This window comes from Micromonospora sp. MH33 (assembly GCF_003013775.1).
Taxonomy (GTDB): Bacteria; Actinomycetota; Actinomycetes; order Mycobacteriales; family Micromonosporaceae; genus Micromonospora; species Micromonospora fulviviridis.
This window is the reverse complement of sequence record NZ_MUYZ01000168.1, coordinates 1-14,476: the sequence shown is the minus strand read 5'-3', so window position 1 is coordinate 14,476 and position 14,476 is coordinate 1. Positions and strand designations below refer to the sequence as shown.

The following is a 14,476-nucleotide window of genomic DNA, read 5'->3' as shown; positions in this document are numbered from 1 at the left end:
GGCCGGCTCGCTGGCGCTGCTCGGCCTCGCGGTGGTGTTCGGCCGCCGGTGGCCCCTCGCGGCGCTGCTGGCGGTGGGGCTCGGCTCGCTGGTCGGCGCCGGCCGGGTGGCGCAGCCAGCCGCTGGTCGCGCCGGCCGGCAGGCAGGCGTCCGGGTCGCCCCAGGTGTGCAGGTCGAGCTGGTTGCGGGCCGGGCGCAGCGACGCCGGGGCGAGGGTCTCAAAGACGGTCGCGCCGGCGTCCACCGCGACCTCCACACCCGCGTCGGGCGGCAGCGGGTCCTCGACCCCGGCGACCGGGGTACGCGCCGGGAGGGTCAGCGGCGCGGCGGTGCGCCACGCCAGCCAGGTCCGGGCCGCGCAGCCGTCGTGCATCCGGTAGTCCAGCAACCGGGCGTGCCGGCGCACCGAGGGGCGCAGCCGGGCGGTGGCCAGGTGCGCCTCGGCGGCGATCGCGTCCTGCCGGTAGGTGAGCCGGTCCCCCACGTACGCGAACAGCTCGGCGAGGGTGACCAGCGGGTCGGCCGGGTTGCGGTCGGTCCAGCCGGGCAGCAGCACGGCCAGCCGGTCGAGCAGCCGGGTGCGCAGCCTCGCGTAGTCGCGGGCCAGGTAGTCCAGGGCCGGGGTGGTGGCGGGCACCGGGGGGCAGCCGTCGTCCGGCCGGCAGTCCAGTTCATCGGGGCAGTCGACGGCGAAGGCGAACGGGCAGCTGGACAGCGGCTCGTCGAAGCCGGCCGGGAAGCCGTCGCCGCCCGGGCCGGTGAGGGTGAGCAGGTAGCTGGACCAGTCCCCGCTGGAGGAGGTGCGCACCACCAGCACCCGGCCCCGGGCGGGGGCCGGCACCGCCCCGGTGACCAGCGTCCGGTCGGCCGCCGTCACCCCCGGCGGCGGCCCGGCCGCCACCACGTTCGCCGGGTACGCCCACAGCACCCGCACCGGGTTGACCCGCGGGTCGACCCGCACCCCGCCGAGGACGCGGACCCGGCCGGCGTCGAGGCCGGCGGGGACCGGGCCGCGCACCAGGTGCACGAGGAGGGTGCGCTGGCGGGGCGCGCCGGGCACGTGGCCCGGGCTGCCGGGCCGGTTCGACAGCACCTCGACGTGGTCGATACCGTCGAGGGCGCTCTCCCCCTCGACGAGCGCCCGGCGGGCCTCCCGGTCGAGCAGCGGCGCGGTCACGGGGTGCCGCCCACGACGGTGAGGCTGCGGCGCTCGCCGACGGCCGCGCCGGCGACCAGCGGCACGTAGCTGACGGTAACCCGCAACTGGGCGTCGACCGCCTCGACCCGCACGTCGTCGATCTGCACGAGGTCGCCGAGCCAGCGTTGCAGCGCGCCGTGCACCAGAGCCCGGGTGGCGTGCGCCATCTCGTCGCCGGCCGGGGCGAAGACCAGCCGGTCGACGCCGCTGCCGAAGTCGGGCCGGTTGACCCGCTCGCCGGGGCGGGTGAAGAGCACCGCCTCGACCAGGCCGCGCAGGTACTCCTCGTCGCCGACCAGGGCGGTGCGGCCGCGGCCGCCCACGCGCAGCGGGAAGCCGACGTGCCGGCCGGCGGTCACGTCGCCACCGCCCGGAACTGGCTGGCGGTGACCGCGAGGGGCACCCCGGTCGGCGCGCAGGTGGCCAGGCCGGAGGCCAGCACGAGGGGCTGCCCCATCGAGCGCACGCGGACGCTGCCGACGCTCCACACGCTGGTGACGCAGGGGCCGCCGGAGACCGGCGGGAACGGGCACGCCGCCACCGTCCACGGCGCGGCGAGCAGCACGGTGGCCTGCCCGCCGACGCGTACCCGGGGGTTGGGCACGGTGGGCATGGCCTGGCCGCCGTGCGCGCAGATCACCACGGCGCCCTGGTGCACGAGGGGTCCGGGCATCACATCACCTCCAGCGCGCCGTCGTTGACCGAGACGCGAACGCCGTCGAGGACGACCTTGGTGGCCCCGGTGGACAGTTCGATCCCGCCGGGGCCGAGCACCACCTTGAGCGGGATCAGCACGGCCGGCGGCCCGACCTCGATGGTCAGGCCGCCCATCATGGGCAGGTCGCTGACCGTGACGCTGACCGAGTCGGACTGGAACACCCGCTGCTGCGGCAGCCCGGGTGCGGGCGACTCGCCGACCTGCCAGTAGCAGCCCAACAGGACCGGGTAGTCGGGGTTGCCGCCCTCGAACGCCACCCAGGCGGCGGCGCCCACCGGCGGCAGGTTGAACCCGCCGACGCCGTTGCCGGCGTAGGGCACGCACGGCTCGGCCCACGCCAGCCGGCCGTCGCCGAGCACCTTCGGGACGGAGACCTGCACCCGTCCGCGCAGCATCGGGTCCAGGTTCTGCTCCACCTTTCCCCGGTAGACGCCGAAGAACTGCCGGGTCATCGCCGCTCCTCCCGGGTGGTCACAGTGGGCTCCGGGGCAGCACGGGGGTGACCGAGCCGTGGCCGTCCCGGGACAGGGTGAAGCCGACCCGGTAGCCGCCGTAGGCGAGGTCGTGCTCCACCTGGCGGACGTACCAGAGCCCGTCGTGGCTCCAGCCGGCGCCGCGCATGCCGACCAGGCCGCGCGGGCGCAGCACCGCCCCGTACCGGGCGCCGTCGGCGGTGCCCTCGGCGACCAGCGCGTCGGCGCTCCGGTCCACCTCGCCCTGAGCGCGGGCGAAGGCGGAGACCGCGTCGCTGCTGCCCTCACGCAGCCGGCGCCGCCGCACGTCACCGGCGTTGGCCAGGGCGAACGGCACGGCGGCCAGCGGCGGCCGGGTGCTCACCACCGCGGCGACCGGCAGCGTGACCCCGGTCCGCCGGTCGTGCACCGCCCCGGTGACGGTGGCCGGCCGGGTCGCCTCGGTGCGGAAGGAGACCTCCCGCACGTTGCTGTCCGAGCCCAGGTCGACGGCGAGCGCGGGCTGGGGCAGGCCGAGGCGCACCGGCGGTCCCCAGTAGAACGAGCTGATCCCGGGCACCGGGCCGGGGTCGACGTAGGTGACGTAGCTGTGCCGCTCGGCGAGTTCGGCCAGGTGTTCCAGGTCGGTGCCGTGCTGGGTGGGGATCCGGTCGATCGGCAGCGGCGGGTCGGTGACCGGCGCGGGCAGCGCCTTCGGCAGGATGCCGCGCGCCGCGTACGGGGCGAGGATCTTCAGCACGGTCAGGTAGTCGTCGAGGGCGGGGTGCTCGACGTCGCGGTCCTCGCGGTCGAGCAGGTTGCCCACGTCCTCCCCGGTGACCGTGAAGGTGGCCCGCCCGGCGCCGGTGCCCGGGTCGAGCCGGGTCTCGGTGACGATGCCGTCGAAGAGCACCGCCGGCACCACACCGAAGGTGAGCACCAGCACCACCCGGGCGAACGGGGCCAGCGGGCCGGTCGGCCCGAACGGGCTGTCCACGGCGGCCAGCGGGCCGGCCCGACCGGCGTCGAAGACCAGGGAGAACACGCTGCGCTCGGCGTCGCTCTCGGTGACCCGGGTGGAGCGCCAGCGCTGGGCCAGCTCCACCGACAGCGGCAGCGGCACGGTCCGTCCCGCCAGGACGGTGAGCCGCAGCCCGGACCCGAGCAGCACGTCACACCCCCGGCAGCGGGATGACGATCAGCTCGCCCTCGGCGTCCGGGCCGGTCAGCGCCTCCGGGTCGAGCACCCCGTTCGCGTCGGCGATCCGCCACCACGCGGTGGCGTCGCCCAGGTACCGGTGGCTGACCAGGTCGAGCCGGTCCCCGGCGGTCACCCGGTGGGTGGCGGCGGCCCGCACGTCGCGCAGCTCGGGCAGGGGCCGCCGGCGCAGGTAGCGCACCTCCCGCAGGCCGCCGGCGCCGTCGGGCACGCTGGTGCCGGCGACGGGCACGGAGTCGTAGCGCCCGGTCATGTCACGCTCCGGCCAGGTCGGTGACGGCGTCGACGGCGCCGGTGACCGCGCCCACCATGGCGAGGACCTCCTTGGCGACCAGGTGCGCGAGGTAGAGCCCGTAGCCGACGTCGGTCAGCGACAGGTCGTCGTAGGTGAGCACCTGGGCGGAGACGTCCACGGTGGCCCGGATCGGGCTCAGCGCGGGGTTGAACGCCTGCTCGGTGACGCCGAGCTGGGTGATCCGTACCGGCACCACCCGGGCCGGCCCCCAGACCAGCACCGCCATGGGCAGCTCCACCGGCAGGATCTCGATGGTCCCGGCGGCCAGCAGCACCGAGTTGGCGATCACCCGGACGCTGCCCGGGTGCAGCAGCATCTCCAGCACGGACAGCTGGGGCAGGACGCCGACGGTGGCGGCCACCGGGTCGCCCGTCTCCAACTGGTCGGCGGCGTCGACGTCGACCGTCATGGTGATCGTCTCGGTGGGTGCGCCCCAGGCCCGGTGCGCGTCGGCGGCGCGCTGCCCGGACTCCCCGCCGGAGCGGGGCGCGATGGTGCGCTGCACCTGGTCCGGGTTGTACTGGAACACCACGACCCGGGACAGCGGCCCCAGCGGGTCCACCGCGATGATGGCGCCGCGCAGGGTGCGCGGACTGCCCGGGAAGCTGCTCACGCCGCCGAGGGTCCCGCGGAGCCGTCGCCCCGCCGTCACCCCGGCGTCACGCCGACGCCGCGTCCTCATGGGGTGATCCGGGCGGTGCCTCCCCACGGCCAGGTCGGTCGGGTGATCGTGCCGCTGTTGCGTCTCGCGCCCGATCTCCGATTCATAGATGAAGTGCTGTCTGTGGGGAGGAGAGGTCTCATGTCGTTCACCCGGGTACTCGCCGGCACCGCGGTGGTCACCGCACTGGTGGCGGCCGCGGCGGCGCCTGCCGAGGCGGCCGTCAACGATCCGTTGTACGACAAGCAGTGGGGTCTGCGGCAGATCCACGCCGAGCAGGCCTGGGCGACCAGCACGGGGGCGGGTGTGGTCATCGCGGTGGTGGACACCGGCGTCGATCTCAGCCACCCGGATCTGGCGGCCAAGCTCGTTGCCGGCGCGACCTTCGTCGACTGCGGCCCGGGCTCGTGCGGTAACGGCGACTGGCGCGGCCCCAACGGCGTGCCCGACGCCGGCGACGAACACGGCACCCACGTGGCCGGTATCGCCGCCGCGGCCACGGGGAACGGCGTCGGTGTCGCCGGCGTCGCCCCGGACGCGAAGATCATGCCGATCAAGGTGCTGGAGGCGGGCAGCGGCAGCTTCGCCGACATCGCCGCCGGCATCCGCTACGCGGCCGACCACGGCGCCAAGGTGGTCAACCTCAGCCTCGGCGCACTGCCCGGCACCCAGGCCCTCACCCTCACCGGTCTGGAGTCCGACGCGACCGAGGCGATCGCGTACGCGCAAGCGAAGGGTGTCGCCGTCATCGCGGCCGCCGGCAACGAGACGGCGCCGCTGTGCGACACCCCGGCCTGGGAGGCCGGGGCCCTCTGCGTCGCCGCCACCGACCGGAACGAGGTCAAGGCGTGGTACTCGAACCTGGGTGTGAAAACTGACCTGAAGGCCGTCGCCGCACCCGGCGGCGCCGGACTCGTCAACTGCGACGACGACATCTGGTCCAGCGTCCCGGTGGGGGCCGGCTCGGCCACCTGCGGGCAGAGCGACTACGACGCCTACGCCGGCACGTCGATGGCCACGCCGTACGTGTCCGGGGTCGCGGCGCTGCTCGCCGCCCAGGGGCGCAGCGTGGCGAACGTCTACTCGGTGCTGATGTCCACCGCCCGGACCCCGGTGGCCGGTCTGCGCGGCGCCTACACGCCGCTGTACGGCTGGGGCATCGTCGACGCCCAGGCCGCCGTGGCCGCGCCGCGCACCTGAGGCCGCCGGAACGTCCGCGCGATGCCCCGGCCCGGGGCACCTTCCGGGCCGGGGCTAGTGCGCCGGGGACGCCGGGGCGGAGTCGGCCACCCAGCCCGGGTGGGCCGCGACGAACGCCGCGACCGTGTCGTCGCGCACCGCGCGCAGCAGTTGCAGGCTGGTCGGGCTGAGGATCTCGGCGCTGCCGACGCCCGGCACGGTACGGCTGTTGAAGGTGCCGCCGTTGGTCTTGATCGTGGTGATCGAGTCGGGCTTGACGCCGCGCATGGCGAAGGCCCAGTCGGCCAGGGGGATGCCGCCGTCGTCCACGGTCATCGTCCGGCCGACCGCCGAGAGCAGCCCGGGCAGCTTCGTCGGTGAGTCGAGCCCCTGGCTGACCACCTGGGTGAGCACCGCCTTGACGAACTGCTGCTGGTGGCGCTGCCGGCCGTAGTCGAAGTCGTGGTCGGCCAGCAGGTCCCGCTGCCGGACGAAGTCCAGCGCCTGCGTCGGGTCGAGGCAGTGCTGGCCCTTGGGGTAGACGTTCGGGGTGACGCCGGCGATGCGGTGGTTCACGGTGCCGTCGGGGTTGATGGCGTACGGCGCGGCGGGCTTGCCGGCGGCGTCGTGCCCGACGTGGATCGAGGTGGTGGTCTCGTCCACGTACATGCAGACCTGGCCGAGCACCTGGATGATCTGCTTGAAGCCCTGGAAGTCGATGATCGCGCCGGCGTCGGGGGTGATGCCGGTCAGGTCGCGGACGGTCAGTGCCAGCAGTTCGAAGCCGTGCGAGAGCGCCGCGGAGCCGGTCAGTCCCCGGCTGCCGAAGGCGAAGGCGGAGTTGATCTTGTTCTGCCCGCCGCGGAAGGGCGTCGCACCGTTGTCGTACGCCGGGATGGTGACCAGCGAGTCCCGCGGCAGCGAGACCAGGTACGCCTGGGTGTGGTCGGCCGGGACGTGCAGCAGCATGATCGAGTCCGCGCGGGTGAGCTGGCTCGGGTCCTGGTTCGGGCGGGTGTCGACCCCGACGAGCAGGACGTTCTTGGCCCCGGTGATCGTCCGGTGCTGCTCGCTCGGTACGGCCGCGGCGCCGAGCAGGTTCTGCCGGGTGACCTCGCCCGTCGCCGCGTGCAGCAGGTAGGCGCTGCCGCCCAGCGCCACCCCGCTCAGCGTCATGAGCGTGGTGCCGACCGCCACGCACCACCGGGCCCAGCGCGGCCAGGGCCGCCGCGCGGACCGGCGCGGCCGGACCGGACCGGACGGCCCGGCGGTGATGGGGTACGACACCGTGTGATCTCCCAGGTCAGAGGGGGTGGCGGGCCGGTCCAGGCTACGTCGCGCCCGGCCCGGCCGGACAGGTCGCGCGGCTGTGAGCTGGCTGGGAGCGGGCCGGGGCCGGGATGTCGGGGTGGTGGGCCAGAATGGCCGCATGGCGCAGCGGATGAGCGACGACCAGTGGCGGGCCTTCGTCACCGCCGGCACCCGGACGGGAAAGCTGGCCACCGTGCGGGCCGACGGCTCCCCGCACGTGGCGCCGATCTGGTTCGTGCTCGACGGCGACGATCTGATCTTCAACACCGGCCGGAGCAGCGTGAAGGGGCGCAACCTGGCACGCGACCCCCGGGCCGCGCTGACCGTCGACGAGGAGCACCCGCCGTACGCCTTCGTGACCGTGCGGGGCACGGTGACGATCAGCGAGGACCCGGTCGAGTCGCTGCCCTGGTCCACCCGGATCGCCGCCCGCTACATGGGCCCGGAGCGCGCCGAGGAGTACGGCCGGCGCAACGCCGTGCCCGGGGAGCTGCTGGTCCGGCTGCGGGCCGAGCACGTGGTCGCGTTCAGCGGCATCGCGGACTGACCGGCCCGCACCCGTTCGGTCAGCCGTCGAGGCGTTCGATGATCGTGGCGTTGGCGGTGCCGCCGGCCTCGCACATGGTCTGCAGGCCGTAGCGGCCGCCGGTGCGCTCGAGGACGTGCAGCAGGGTGGTGGCGAGCCGGGCGCCGCTGGCCCCGAGCGGGTGGCCGATGGCGATCGCGCCGCCGTCGACGTTCACCTTCGCCGGGTCGGCGCCGGTCTCGGCCAGCCAGGCCAGCACGACCGAGGAGAACGCCTCGTTGACCTCGAACGCGTCGATGTCACCGATGGTGAGGCCGGCCCGGGCGAGCACCTTGGCGGTGGCCGGGATGATGCCGGTGAGCATCATGATCGGGTCGTCGCCGACCACCGTGGCGGTGTGGATCCGGGCCCGGGGCCGCCACCCGCGCCGGCGGGCCGTCTCGCCGGTGGTGAGCAGCAGGGCCGCCGCGCCGTCGTTGAGCGGGCTGGAGTTGCCGGCGGTGACCTTCCAGTCCAGCTCGCCGAAGCGGGCGGTCCAGTGCTCGGCGGCGAAGGCCGGTGGCAGTTCGGCGAGGCGGGCCACCGTGGTCGCGGGCCGGATGGTCTCGTCCATGGCGAGGTCGACGCCCGGCAGCGGGGCGACCTGGCCGGCGAACCGCCCCTGCCGCCACGCCTCGGCGGCCCGCTGGTGGCTGGTGGCGGCGTACTCGTCGAGCCGGGTGCGGGACAGGCCCCACTTGCGGGCGATCAGCTCGGCGGCGACGCCCTGCGGGACGAGGCCGCCCGGGTAGCGCGCGGCGACGGCGGGCCCGGCGAAGTCGGTGCGCACCCCGTCGACCACGGCGGCGCTGCCGATCGGCACCCGGCTCATCGACTCGACGCCGGAGGCCACCACGATGTCGTACGCGCCGGCGACCAGGCCCTGGGCGGCGAAGCTGAGCGCCTGCTGGCTGCTGCCGCACTGCCGGTCCACGGTCACTCCGGGCACCGACTCGGGGAAACCGGCGGCCAGCGCGGCGAGCCGGGTGGTGTTGGTGCTCTGCTCGCCGACCTGGGCGACGGTGCCGCCGATGACGTCGTCGATCTCGACGGGGTCCAGCCCCGGCACCCGGGCGACCAGGCTGCGCAGGGCGTGCGCGTGCAGGTCCACCGGGTGGACGTCGAGGTACGCCCCGCCCCGCTTCGCCCGACCCACCGGGGTCCGTACCGCCTCGACGATGACCGCGTCGCGCATCGCTGCCTCCTGGGACGTTGCCGGACCGATCAGTCCGGGACCGAGTGGTCCGATACTGCATCGCCGGCCGCCCACCGGTCAATCGCCGTCGGACCGATCGGTCCGTTATCCTCGCCACAGGCCCGAGCGAAGGAGGAAGCGATGGCCCGCACCGCCGCCCCGGGGAGCCGGGAACGGATCCTGCGCACCGCCGGCGAGCTGTTCTACCGCCACGGGATCCGCGCCGTCGGCATGAACCAGGTGATCGACGCTGCCGGCTGCGGCAAGAACCTGCTCTACACCCACTTCCCCAGCAAGGACGACCTGGTCGCCGCCTATCTGCGGGGATGCCGGCGGGAGCGGGAGCAGGCCGCCGGCGCGGCGACCGAAGGGCTGCCCGACGACCCGGCGGCCCGGCTGCGGGCGCTGGTCGCGGAGATCGCCGACACCGCCACCGGGCCGGACTTCCGGGGCTGCGCGTTCCGCCTCTACCTCGCCGAGTTCCCCGGCGACGCGGGCGAGCCCGGCCGGCTGGCCCGCGACTACCTGCGCGACACCCGGGCCGAGATCGACGCCCTGGTGGCCCGGCTCGACGTGGCCGACCCGGGACGGCTCGCCGACCGGATCTGGCTGGTCGTGGAGGGGCTGTACGCCAGCGCCGCCCGCCCGGACGCCGCCGCCGCGGCGCGGACCGCGACCGGGCTCGTCGAGGACCTGCTCGCCGACGTCACGGCGCGCTGACCGCTCACCCGGCCAGCCAGGCACGCAGCTGCGCGCCGTGCTCGTCCAGCCCCGGCGGCGGAAGGTCGTAGCGGGGTGGGGTGGCCGACAGGCCGATTGGGTGGCGCACCCCCGGCACGCCGTCGACCGTGACCACCGGGTCGAGCCCGAGCCCCTCGGCCAGGGCCAGCCCGTCGGCGACCGAGTTGATGGGGCTGCACGGCACACCCGCCGCGCGCAGCTCGCGGAACCACTCGGCGCTGGTCCGGCCGGCCAGCGCGGCCACCAGCAACGGCCGCAGCGCATCGCGGTGCGCGGTGCGGTCCCGGTTGCGCCGGAACCGCGGGTCGTCGGGCAGGCCGGGCAGGCCGAGGACCTGGCACAGGATGCGGAACTGGCCGTCGTTGCCGGCGATCACCACCAGCTCGCCGTCGGCGGTGGGCAACGGCTCGTACGGCACGATGCTCGGGTGGGCGTTGCCCATCCGGTGCGGCACCACTCCCCGGGCGACGTGCGCGCTGGCGTGGTTGACCAGCCCGGACAGGGCCGAGGAGAGCAGGTCCACCTCGACGTGCTGCCCGACGCCGGTGGCCGCCCGGTGGTGCAGCGCGGCCAGGATCCCGACCGCCGCGTGCAGCCCGGCGATCACGTCGAAGACGGCCACCCCCGCCTTGTACGGCGGGCCGTCGGCCGCCCCGGTCAGGCTCATCAACCCGGACGCCGCCTGCACCATGAGGTCGTACCCGGGCAGGTCCGCGCCGCCGGCCGCGCCGAACCCGCTGATCGAGGCGTACACCAGCCGCGGGTTGGCGGCGGTGACGGTGTCGTGGTCGAGGCCGAAGCGGCGCAGCGCGCCGGGCCGGAGCGCCGCCCGGCGCCTCCACCTTGACCACGTCGGCGCCCAGGTCGGCCAGGAGCATGGTCGCGTACGGCCCGGCCAGGATCCGGGAGAAGTCCGCGACGAGGACGCCGCGCAGCGGCCCGGACGAACCCTCCCCCATGGCCGCTCCCTCCCTCTCGGGGCACGCGCCACGGCGGCCCGGACCGGACGGCCAACGATGGCACACCGGCCGCCGCCCGGCGTCCCCGGTCGCCCCGTCGATCGGATCGAATGGCGGCCCGCCGCATGTCCAGCGACGGCCTCGAATTGAGGGGTGAATTGAGGGGTCCATTTCTGAACCCCTGAGGGAATTGTTTCTCCTTGCCGCGCCGACAATTCCGCGGCTACTTTCTCGGAGTTGCGCTCGCGCCAGCCAAGCGAAGGAGAGCACGTTGGACCTCACCCTGACCTTTGACGCCGCGTACGCGGCGCACGCCGCGGTCGTCATGTCGACCGTCGCCGAGTCGAACCCGGGCGAGGCGCTCCGGTACTGGCTGATCGCCGACGACGTGCCGGCCGCGGCCCGGGCCACCCTCGCCCGGGTCGCCGGGCCGAACGCGACCGTGGAGTACCTGACGGTGGACACCTCCCCGGTCAACCTGCCCAAGGGCAACGACCCGGTGATGGCGTACCTGTCCCCCGCCATGTACCTGCGGCTGCTGGTGCCGGCGGCGCTGCCGGCGGACGTGCGCCGGGTGCTCTACCTGGACTGCGACACGATGTGCACCAACAGTCTCCGGCCCCTGTTCGAGGTGGACATGGGCGGTAAGCCGCTCGGGGCCGTGCGCGACCCGTTCAACCGCCGGCTGCTCGACATCGGCGGCATCCCGGGGCTGTCCGGCTACACCGACCTCGACCCGTACGCCCTCTATTTCAACTCCGGGGTGCTGCTGATCGACGTCGACCGGTGGAAGGAGTGCGAGGTCACCGAGACGTCGCTGGCCTATCTCGGCCGGCACGCGCACGAGTCGCGCTATCCGGACCAGGACGCGCTCAACTTCGCCGTCTACGACAACTGGCTGCGGCTGCCGCACCGGTGGAACGACCTGATGGCCTGGCGGCGGGAGCCCGAGTTCGGCGGCAAGCTCACCGACTCGGCGATCATCCACCCGGCCGGGCCGGTCAAGCCCTGGCTGCCCGGCTTCCCGAAGGGCGCCCGCCGGGACCTCTACTGGCAACACCGGCGGCGCAGCGGCGGTATGCGCCCGAGCGTCCGCCGCTGATCGCGTAAATCGGCCCCGCCACCGGCGACGGTGGCGGGGCCGAGGCCTGTCCGAGGGTCGGGGCTATCCGGTCCGGCCCGCTCCGGTCACCGCCCAGCGCTGCCCGGCCGGGTCCCGGAACACCACGTCCACCGGCCCGCCGGCACCGGGCTCGAGGGTCGCGCCGGCCGCCAGGGCCCGCTGGACCAGCAGGTGCGGGTCGGCGGCTGCCAGCGGCAGCGGGCCGGCCGGCCCGGCCGCCTCGGCCGGGGGGTCGCACCACTCGCTGACCGTCAGCCGGTGTCCGCCGACGACCAGTTCGGCGTGCAGGACCCGCCCGTCCGGCAGGCACTCCCGCTGCACCGGCACGGCCTCGAAGACCTCCGCGTAGAACGCGGTCACCGTGGCCACGTCGTTCACCGTGAGGTACGCGCCGGCCGCCGGATCCCCGACACCCATCGACCTACCGCCTTCCGTTCACTCGGCGATGCGGGTACGCCCGGTCCAGCGGAACACCACGGGCGCCCCGGCGGCGACCCCGGTGGAGTCCCGTTCGAAGTGCTCGTAGCCCCCGTAGTGGCGTACTTTGATCTTGGAATCCACCGGGGACACCCGGTGGCTACGCAGCTCGGCCGGCAGCGTCGCCGGCCCACCCTCCAGCACCGCCTCGACGATGCCGGTGGCGTCCGTGCCTATCTGGTTGGCCTGTACCGACCAGGCGATCCGGTCGTCACCGTTGACGAAGGAGTCCGCCGTCCGGACGGTCGGGGCGGGATCGGAAGAAGCTGTCATCGCACGACCTCCGTCGCTCGTCGTTCCGCCGCGCCGTGCGCGGGCCGCTGTCGCGGCGCCGCACCGGAGAGACCTCGCCGGTCCGGAGGCGGGTTGTCCCGCACCGTCCGGCGACGACCTCTCGGGCGAATCGAACGTAATCCAGCTCACAGATCGCCAGAACCCTTAGGCACCCCCTAACGGAGTGCCCCGGGGGGTGCTACTCCCAGCGGAAGAAGCGCACCGCGAGCAGGCAACCGAGCACGGCCGTGACGGCGAGGGCGAGCAGTTGCGGGACGGCCGGGGTCTGCCCGGCCCACGCCGCGGCGATGGTGTCCACGGTGGCCCCGAGCGGCGAGTAGTCGCCGATCCGGGCCAGCACGGTGGGCATCTGGTCGCGGGGCAGCCAGGCCCCGGCGAGGAAGAGCAGCGGGAAGAACAGCGTCGGCCCGATGGACTGGGCGGCCCGGGCGGACGGGGCCAGCGCGGCGATCAGCAACCCGATCGCGAACAGGCAGGCCACCCCGAGCAGGAAGGCCAGCACGAAGGCCGGGACGTTGGCCGGGGCCGGCTGGTCCAGCAGCAGCCGGACGCCGAGCGCGGTCACCACGGCGCCGGCCACCCCCATGGCCAGGTTGACCACCACCTGGGCGATGAGCAGCAGCGCCGGGTTGACCGGGGTGGTGGCCAGCCGCCGCAGCACCCGCCGCTCCCGGTAGATGCCCAGCGCCATCGGCAGCGTGAACAGGGCGAGCATGCCGATGGTCAGGGCGAGCGCGAGGGACGGCAGGAAGGTCAGCTCTCCGTGCTGCCCCGTGCCCTCGGTGGTGGAGCCGCGCTGCGGCAGGCCGAACACGAGCATCAGGCCCAGCGGCAGCGCGAAGACGAAGAACAACGACACCGGCTCGCGCAGGAACAGCTTGGCCTCGACGGCGACGAGCTTGGACAGGGCGTTCACGAGGACCTTCCGTCGATGGTCGGCGAGGTGCCGGTACGCGCGGTACGACCGGTCAGGGAGACGAAGGCGTCGTCCAGGGTGGGTTGGTCCACGCGGAGCCCGGTGTAGCGGATCTTCCGCTCGGCCAGCGCCGAGAGCACCGCCTGGAGCACCTCCTCGGGCCCGGTGACGGTCACCTCGTCGCCGCTGCGGCTCACCCCGGTGACCTCGGGCAGCGCCGCCAGGACGGCGTCGTCGAGGGCACCCAGCGGACGGAAGTGCACGCGGTGCTCCGTGCCGACCCGGGACAGCAGGCCGGCCGGGGTGTCGATGGCCACCACCCGGCCCGCGTCGATGACCGCGAGCCGGTCGCAGAGCCGCTCGGCCTCCTCCATCAGGTGGGTGACCAGCACGACGGTCACGCCCCGGTCGCGGATCCGTTCGACCAGGTCCCAGGTGTCCCGCCGGCCCTGCGGGTCCAGGCCGGTGGTCAGCTCGTCGAGAATCGCGATCTCGGGCCGGCCGACCAGCGCCAGGGCCACCGAGAGCCGCTGCTTCTGGCCGCCGGAGAGCTTGTGGAAGGCGGTGTCGCGCTGCTCGGCCAGGCCCAGGTCGGCCAGCAACTCGTCGATGTCGGCGCGGTTGCGGTAGAAGGACCGGTAGAGGTCCAGCGCCTCGCGGACGCGCAGCTTGTCGGGGAGCTGGCTCTCCTGCAACTGGGCGCCGACGCGCTGGCGCACCTCGGTCCGGTCCCGCACCGGGTCGAGGCCCAGCACCCGCACCCGGCCGCCGTCGGCGCGGCGCAGGCCCTGGACGCACTCCACCGTGGTGGTCTTGCCGGCGCCGTTGGGGCCGAGCACGCCGAAGATCTCGCCCTGCTCCACGGTGAACGAGACGTCGTCGACCGCCACCTTGTCGCCGTACCTCTTGTGCAGGTGCTCGACTTCGATGACCGGCATCTGGCGTGGTCCTCCGTGGGCGGCGTCGAATACGGGGTGCGGTCGATGGTCGGCCCGCCCGGCGGGTCGACGCCGCCCATCATCCGGGCAACCGAGGCGCGGTTCAACCCTTCGGCGGATGAACCGGGGGTGTCGTGGTCCGCCGGCGTGTCGCCGGTAGGGGTGGCCGGCCCGGGGTGCCCCGGCTACGGTCGGGTCGTCCGGCCCGGCGTCGGGGAACACGCAGGGCCGCCAC

General features: G+C 74.6%; 18 protein-coding genes and 2 pseudogenes. 5 read left to right on the top strand and 15 right to left on the bottom strand.

Features of this window, described 5'->3' with window-relative positions:
- The 7 genes and pseudogenes from B0E53_RS22915 to B0E53_RS22885 all read right to left on the bottom strand — a co-directional run.
- Window positions 1-1,177 (bottom strand): annotated as a pseudogene (locus B0E53_RS22915) (hypothetical protein); the annotation flags it as partial.
- Window positions 1,174-1,557, bottom strand: coding sequence for a GPW/gp25 family protein (locus tag B0E53_RS22910; RefSeq protein ID WP_107077944.1), 384 nt, complete (start codon window positions 1,555-1,557; stop codon window positions 1,174-1,176). The pseudogene B0E53_RS22915 and the gene B0E53_RS22910, both read right to left, overlap by 4 nt.
- Window positions 1,554-1,871 (bottom strand): hypothetical protein, encoded by a 318-nt coding sequence (locus B0E53_RS22905; RefSeq protein ID WP_091261547.1) that lies wholly within the window; start codon window positions 1,869-1,871, stop codon window positions 1,554-1,556. Before B0E53_RS22905 ends, B0E53_RS22910 begins: the two co-directional genes overlap by 4 nt.
- Window positions 1,871-2,368, bottom strand: coding sequence for a phage baseplate assembly protein V (locus B0E53_RS22900; RefSeq protein WP_107077943.1), 498 nt, complete (start codon window positions 2,366-2,368; stop codon window positions 1,871-1,873). The genes B0E53_RS22905 and B0E53_RS22900 overlap by 1 nt, the downstream gene beginning before the upstream one ends.
- 19 nt (window positions 2,369-2,387) lie before the next feature.
- On the bottom strand, window positions 2,388-3,539 hold the full coding sequence (locus B0E53_RS22895) for a hypothetical protein (protein ID WP_107077942.1): 1,152 nt from the start codon (window positions 3,537-3,539) through the stop codon (window positions 2,388-2,390).
- A gap of 1 nt (window position 3,540) precedes the next feature.
- Complete coding sequence (locus tag B0E53_RS22890) at window positions 3,541-3,840, bottom strand: hypothetical protein (RefSeq protein WP_107077941.1); 300 nt, start codon at window positions 3,838-3,840, stop codon at window positions 3,541-3,543.
- A 1-nt stretch (window position 3,841) separates the two neighbouring features.
- Complete coding sequence (locus tag B0E53_RS22885) at window positions 3,842-4,495, bottom strand: hypothetical protein (protein WP_107077947.1); 654 nt, start codon at window positions 4,493-4,495, stop codon at window positions 3,842-3,844.
- A gap of 189 nt (window positions 4,496-4,684) precedes the next feature.
- Between B0E53_RS22885 and B0E53_RS22880 the strand changes: the two genes are divergently transcribed.
- Window positions 4,685-5,743, top strand: coding sequence for a S8 family peptidase (locus tag B0E53_RS22880; protein ID WP_107077940.1), 1,059 nt, complete (start codon window positions 4,685-4,687; stop codon window positions 5,741-5,743).
- A 54-nt stretch (window positions 5,744-5,797) separates the two neighbouring features.
- Here B0E53_RS22880 and B0E53_RS22875 read toward each other — a convergent pair whose 3' ends face one another.
- A complete protein-coding gene (locus tag B0E53_RS22875; protein ID WP_246835550.1) occupies window positions 5,798-7,009 on the bottom strand; it encodes an LCP family protein in 1,212 nt (403 codons plus the stop codon).
- 142 nt (window positions 7,010-7,151) lie between these two features.
- On the opposite strand from B0E53_RS22875, the gene B0E53_RS22870 reads away from it, so the two are divergent.
- Entirely contained in the window at window positions 7,152-7,580 is a 429-nt protein-coding gene (locus B0E53_RS22870) for a PPOX class F420-dependent oxidoreductase (RefSeq protein ID WP_107077939.1), read from the top strand.
- 19 nt (window positions 7,581-7,599) lie between these two features.
- Here B0E53_RS22870 and B0E53_RS22865 read toward each other — a convergent pair whose 3' ends face one another.
- On the bottom strand, window positions 7,600-8,793 hold the full coding sequence (locus B0E53_RS22865; RefSeq protein WP_107077938.1) for an acetyl-CoA C-acyltransferase: 1,194 nt from the start codon (window positions 8,791-8,793) through the stop codon (window positions 7,600-7,602).
- Window positions 8,794-8,934: 141 nt separating this feature from the next.
- Between B0E53_RS22865 and B0E53_RS22860 the strand changes: the two genes are divergently transcribed.
- Window positions 8,935-9,513: a TetR/AcrR family transcriptional regulator gene (locus B0E53_RS22860; RefSeq protein WP_107077937.1), complete on the top strand. Its 579-nt coding sequence runs from the start codon at window positions 8,935-8,937 to the stop codon at window positions 9,511-9,513.
- 4 nt (window positions 9,514-9,517) lie between these two features.
- Here the strand turns inward: B0E53_RS22860 and B0E53_RS22855 are convergent, their stop codons facing one another.
- Together B0E53_RS22855 and B0E53_RS39575 are read right to left on the bottom strand one after the other, a co-directional pair.
- Window positions 9,518-10,342: a CaiB/BaiF CoA-transferase family protein gene (locus B0E53_RS22855; RefSeq protein ID WP_246835551.1), complete on the bottom strand. Its 825-nt coding sequence runs from the start codon at window positions 10,340-10,342 to the stop codon at window positions 9,518-9,520.
- A 27-nt stretch (window positions 10,343-10,369) separates the two neighbouring features.
- Window positions 10,370-10,493, bottom strand: a pseudogene (locus B0E53_RS39575) (CoA transferase); the annotation flags it as partial.
- A 271-nt stretch (window positions 10,494-10,764) separates the two neighbouring features.
- Between B0E53_RS39575 and B0E53_RS22850 the strand changes: the two are divergent.
- Window positions 10,765-11,595 carry a glycosyltransferase family 8 protein gene (locus B0E53_RS22850; protein ID WP_168215390.1) on the top strand — a complete coding sequence of 277 codons (831 nt, stop codon included), beginning with the start codon at window positions 10,765-10,767 and terminating at the stop codon, window positions 11,593-11,595.
- 63 nt (window positions 11,596-11,658) lie between these two features.
- Here B0E53_RS22850 and B0E53_RS22845 read toward each other — a convergent pair whose 3' ends face one another.
- From B0E53_RS22845 to B0E53_RS22830, 4 genes are all read right to left on the bottom strand, one after another.
- Complete coding sequence (locus B0E53_RS22845; RefSeq protein WP_107077935.1) at window positions 11,659-12,033, bottom strand: VOC family protein; 375 nt, start codon at window positions 12,031-12,033, stop codon at window positions 11,659-11,661.
- Between the two features lie 18 nt (window positions 12,034-12,051).
- Window positions 12,052-12,366 (bottom strand): DUF5988 family protein, encoded by a 315-nt coding sequence (locus tag B0E53_RS22840; protein ID WP_246835549.1) that lies wholly within the window; start codon window positions 12,364-12,366, stop codon window positions 12,052-12,054.
- Window positions 12,367-12,565: 199 nt separating this feature from the next.
- Window positions 12,566-13,303 carry an ABC transporter permease gene (locus tag B0E53_RS22835; protein WP_107077934.1) on the bottom strand — a complete coding sequence of 246 codons (738 nt, stop codon included), beginning with the start codon at window positions 13,301-13,303 and terminating at the stop codon, window positions 12,566-12,568.
- Window positions 13,300-14,241 carry an ABC transporter ATP-binding protein gene (locus B0E53_RS22830; protein WP_107077933.1) on the bottom strand — a complete coding sequence of 314 codons (942 nt, stop codon included), beginning with the start codon at window positions 14,239-14,241 and terminating at the stop codon, window positions 13,300-13,302. The genes B0E53_RS22835 and B0E53_RS22830 overlap by 4 nt, the downstream gene beginning before the upstream one ends.
- Between B0E53_RS22830 and B0E53_RS38725 the strand changes: the two genes are divergently transcribed.
- Window positions 14,218-14,476: hypothetical protein (locus B0E53_RS38725; protein ID WP_210406180.1), on the top strand; the 259-nt coding region annotated here is incomplete at its 3' end. The two genes, B0E53_RS22830 and B0E53_RS38725, sit on opposite strands and share 24 nt — an antisense overlap.

Excerpts from the sequence above, each read along its gene's own strand:
- B0E53_RS22905 (WP_091261547.1), bottom strand. The coding sequence starts at position 1,871 with ATGCCCGGACCCCTCGTGCACCAGGGCGCCGTGGTGATCTGCGCGCAC.
- B0E53_RS22900 (WP_107077943.1), bottom strand. The coding sequence starts at position 2,368 with ATGACCCGGCAGTTCTTCGGCGTCTACCGGGGAAAGGTGGAGCAGAAC.
- B0E53_RS22890 (WP_107077941.1), bottom strand. The coding sequence starts at position 3,840 with ATGACCGGGCGCTACGACTCCGTGCCCGTCGCCGGCACCAGCGTGCCC.
- B0E53_RS22880 (WP_107077940.1), top strand. The coding sequence starts at position 4,685 with ATGTCGTTCACCCGGGTACTCGCCGGCACCGCGGTGGTCACCGCACTG.
- B0E53_RS22870 (WP_107077939.1), top strand. The coding sequence starts at position 7,152 with ATGGCGCAGCGGATGAGCGACGACCAGTGGCGGGCCTTCGTCACCGCC.
- B0E53_RS22865 (WP_107077938.1), bottom strand. The coding sequence starts at position 8,793 with ATGCGCGACGCGGTCATCGTCGAGGCGGTACGGACCCCGGTGGGTCGG.
- B0E53_RS22860 (WP_107077937.1), top strand. The coding sequence starts at position 8,935 with ATGGCCCGCACCGCCGCCCCGGGGAGCCGGGAACGGATCCTGCGCACC.
- B0E53_RS22845 (WP_107077935.1), bottom strand. The coding sequence starts at position 12,033 with ATGGGTGTCGGGGATCCGGCGGCCGGCGCGTACCTCACGGTGAACGAC.
- B0E53_RS22840 (WP_246835549.1), bottom strand. The coding sequence starts at position 12,366 with ATGACAGCTTCTTCCGATCCCGCCCCGACCGTCCGGACGGCGGACTCC.
- B0E53_RS22830 (WP_107077933.1), bottom strand. The coding sequence starts at position 14,241 with ATGCCGGTCATCGAAGTCGAGCACCTGCACAAGAGGTACGGCGACAAG.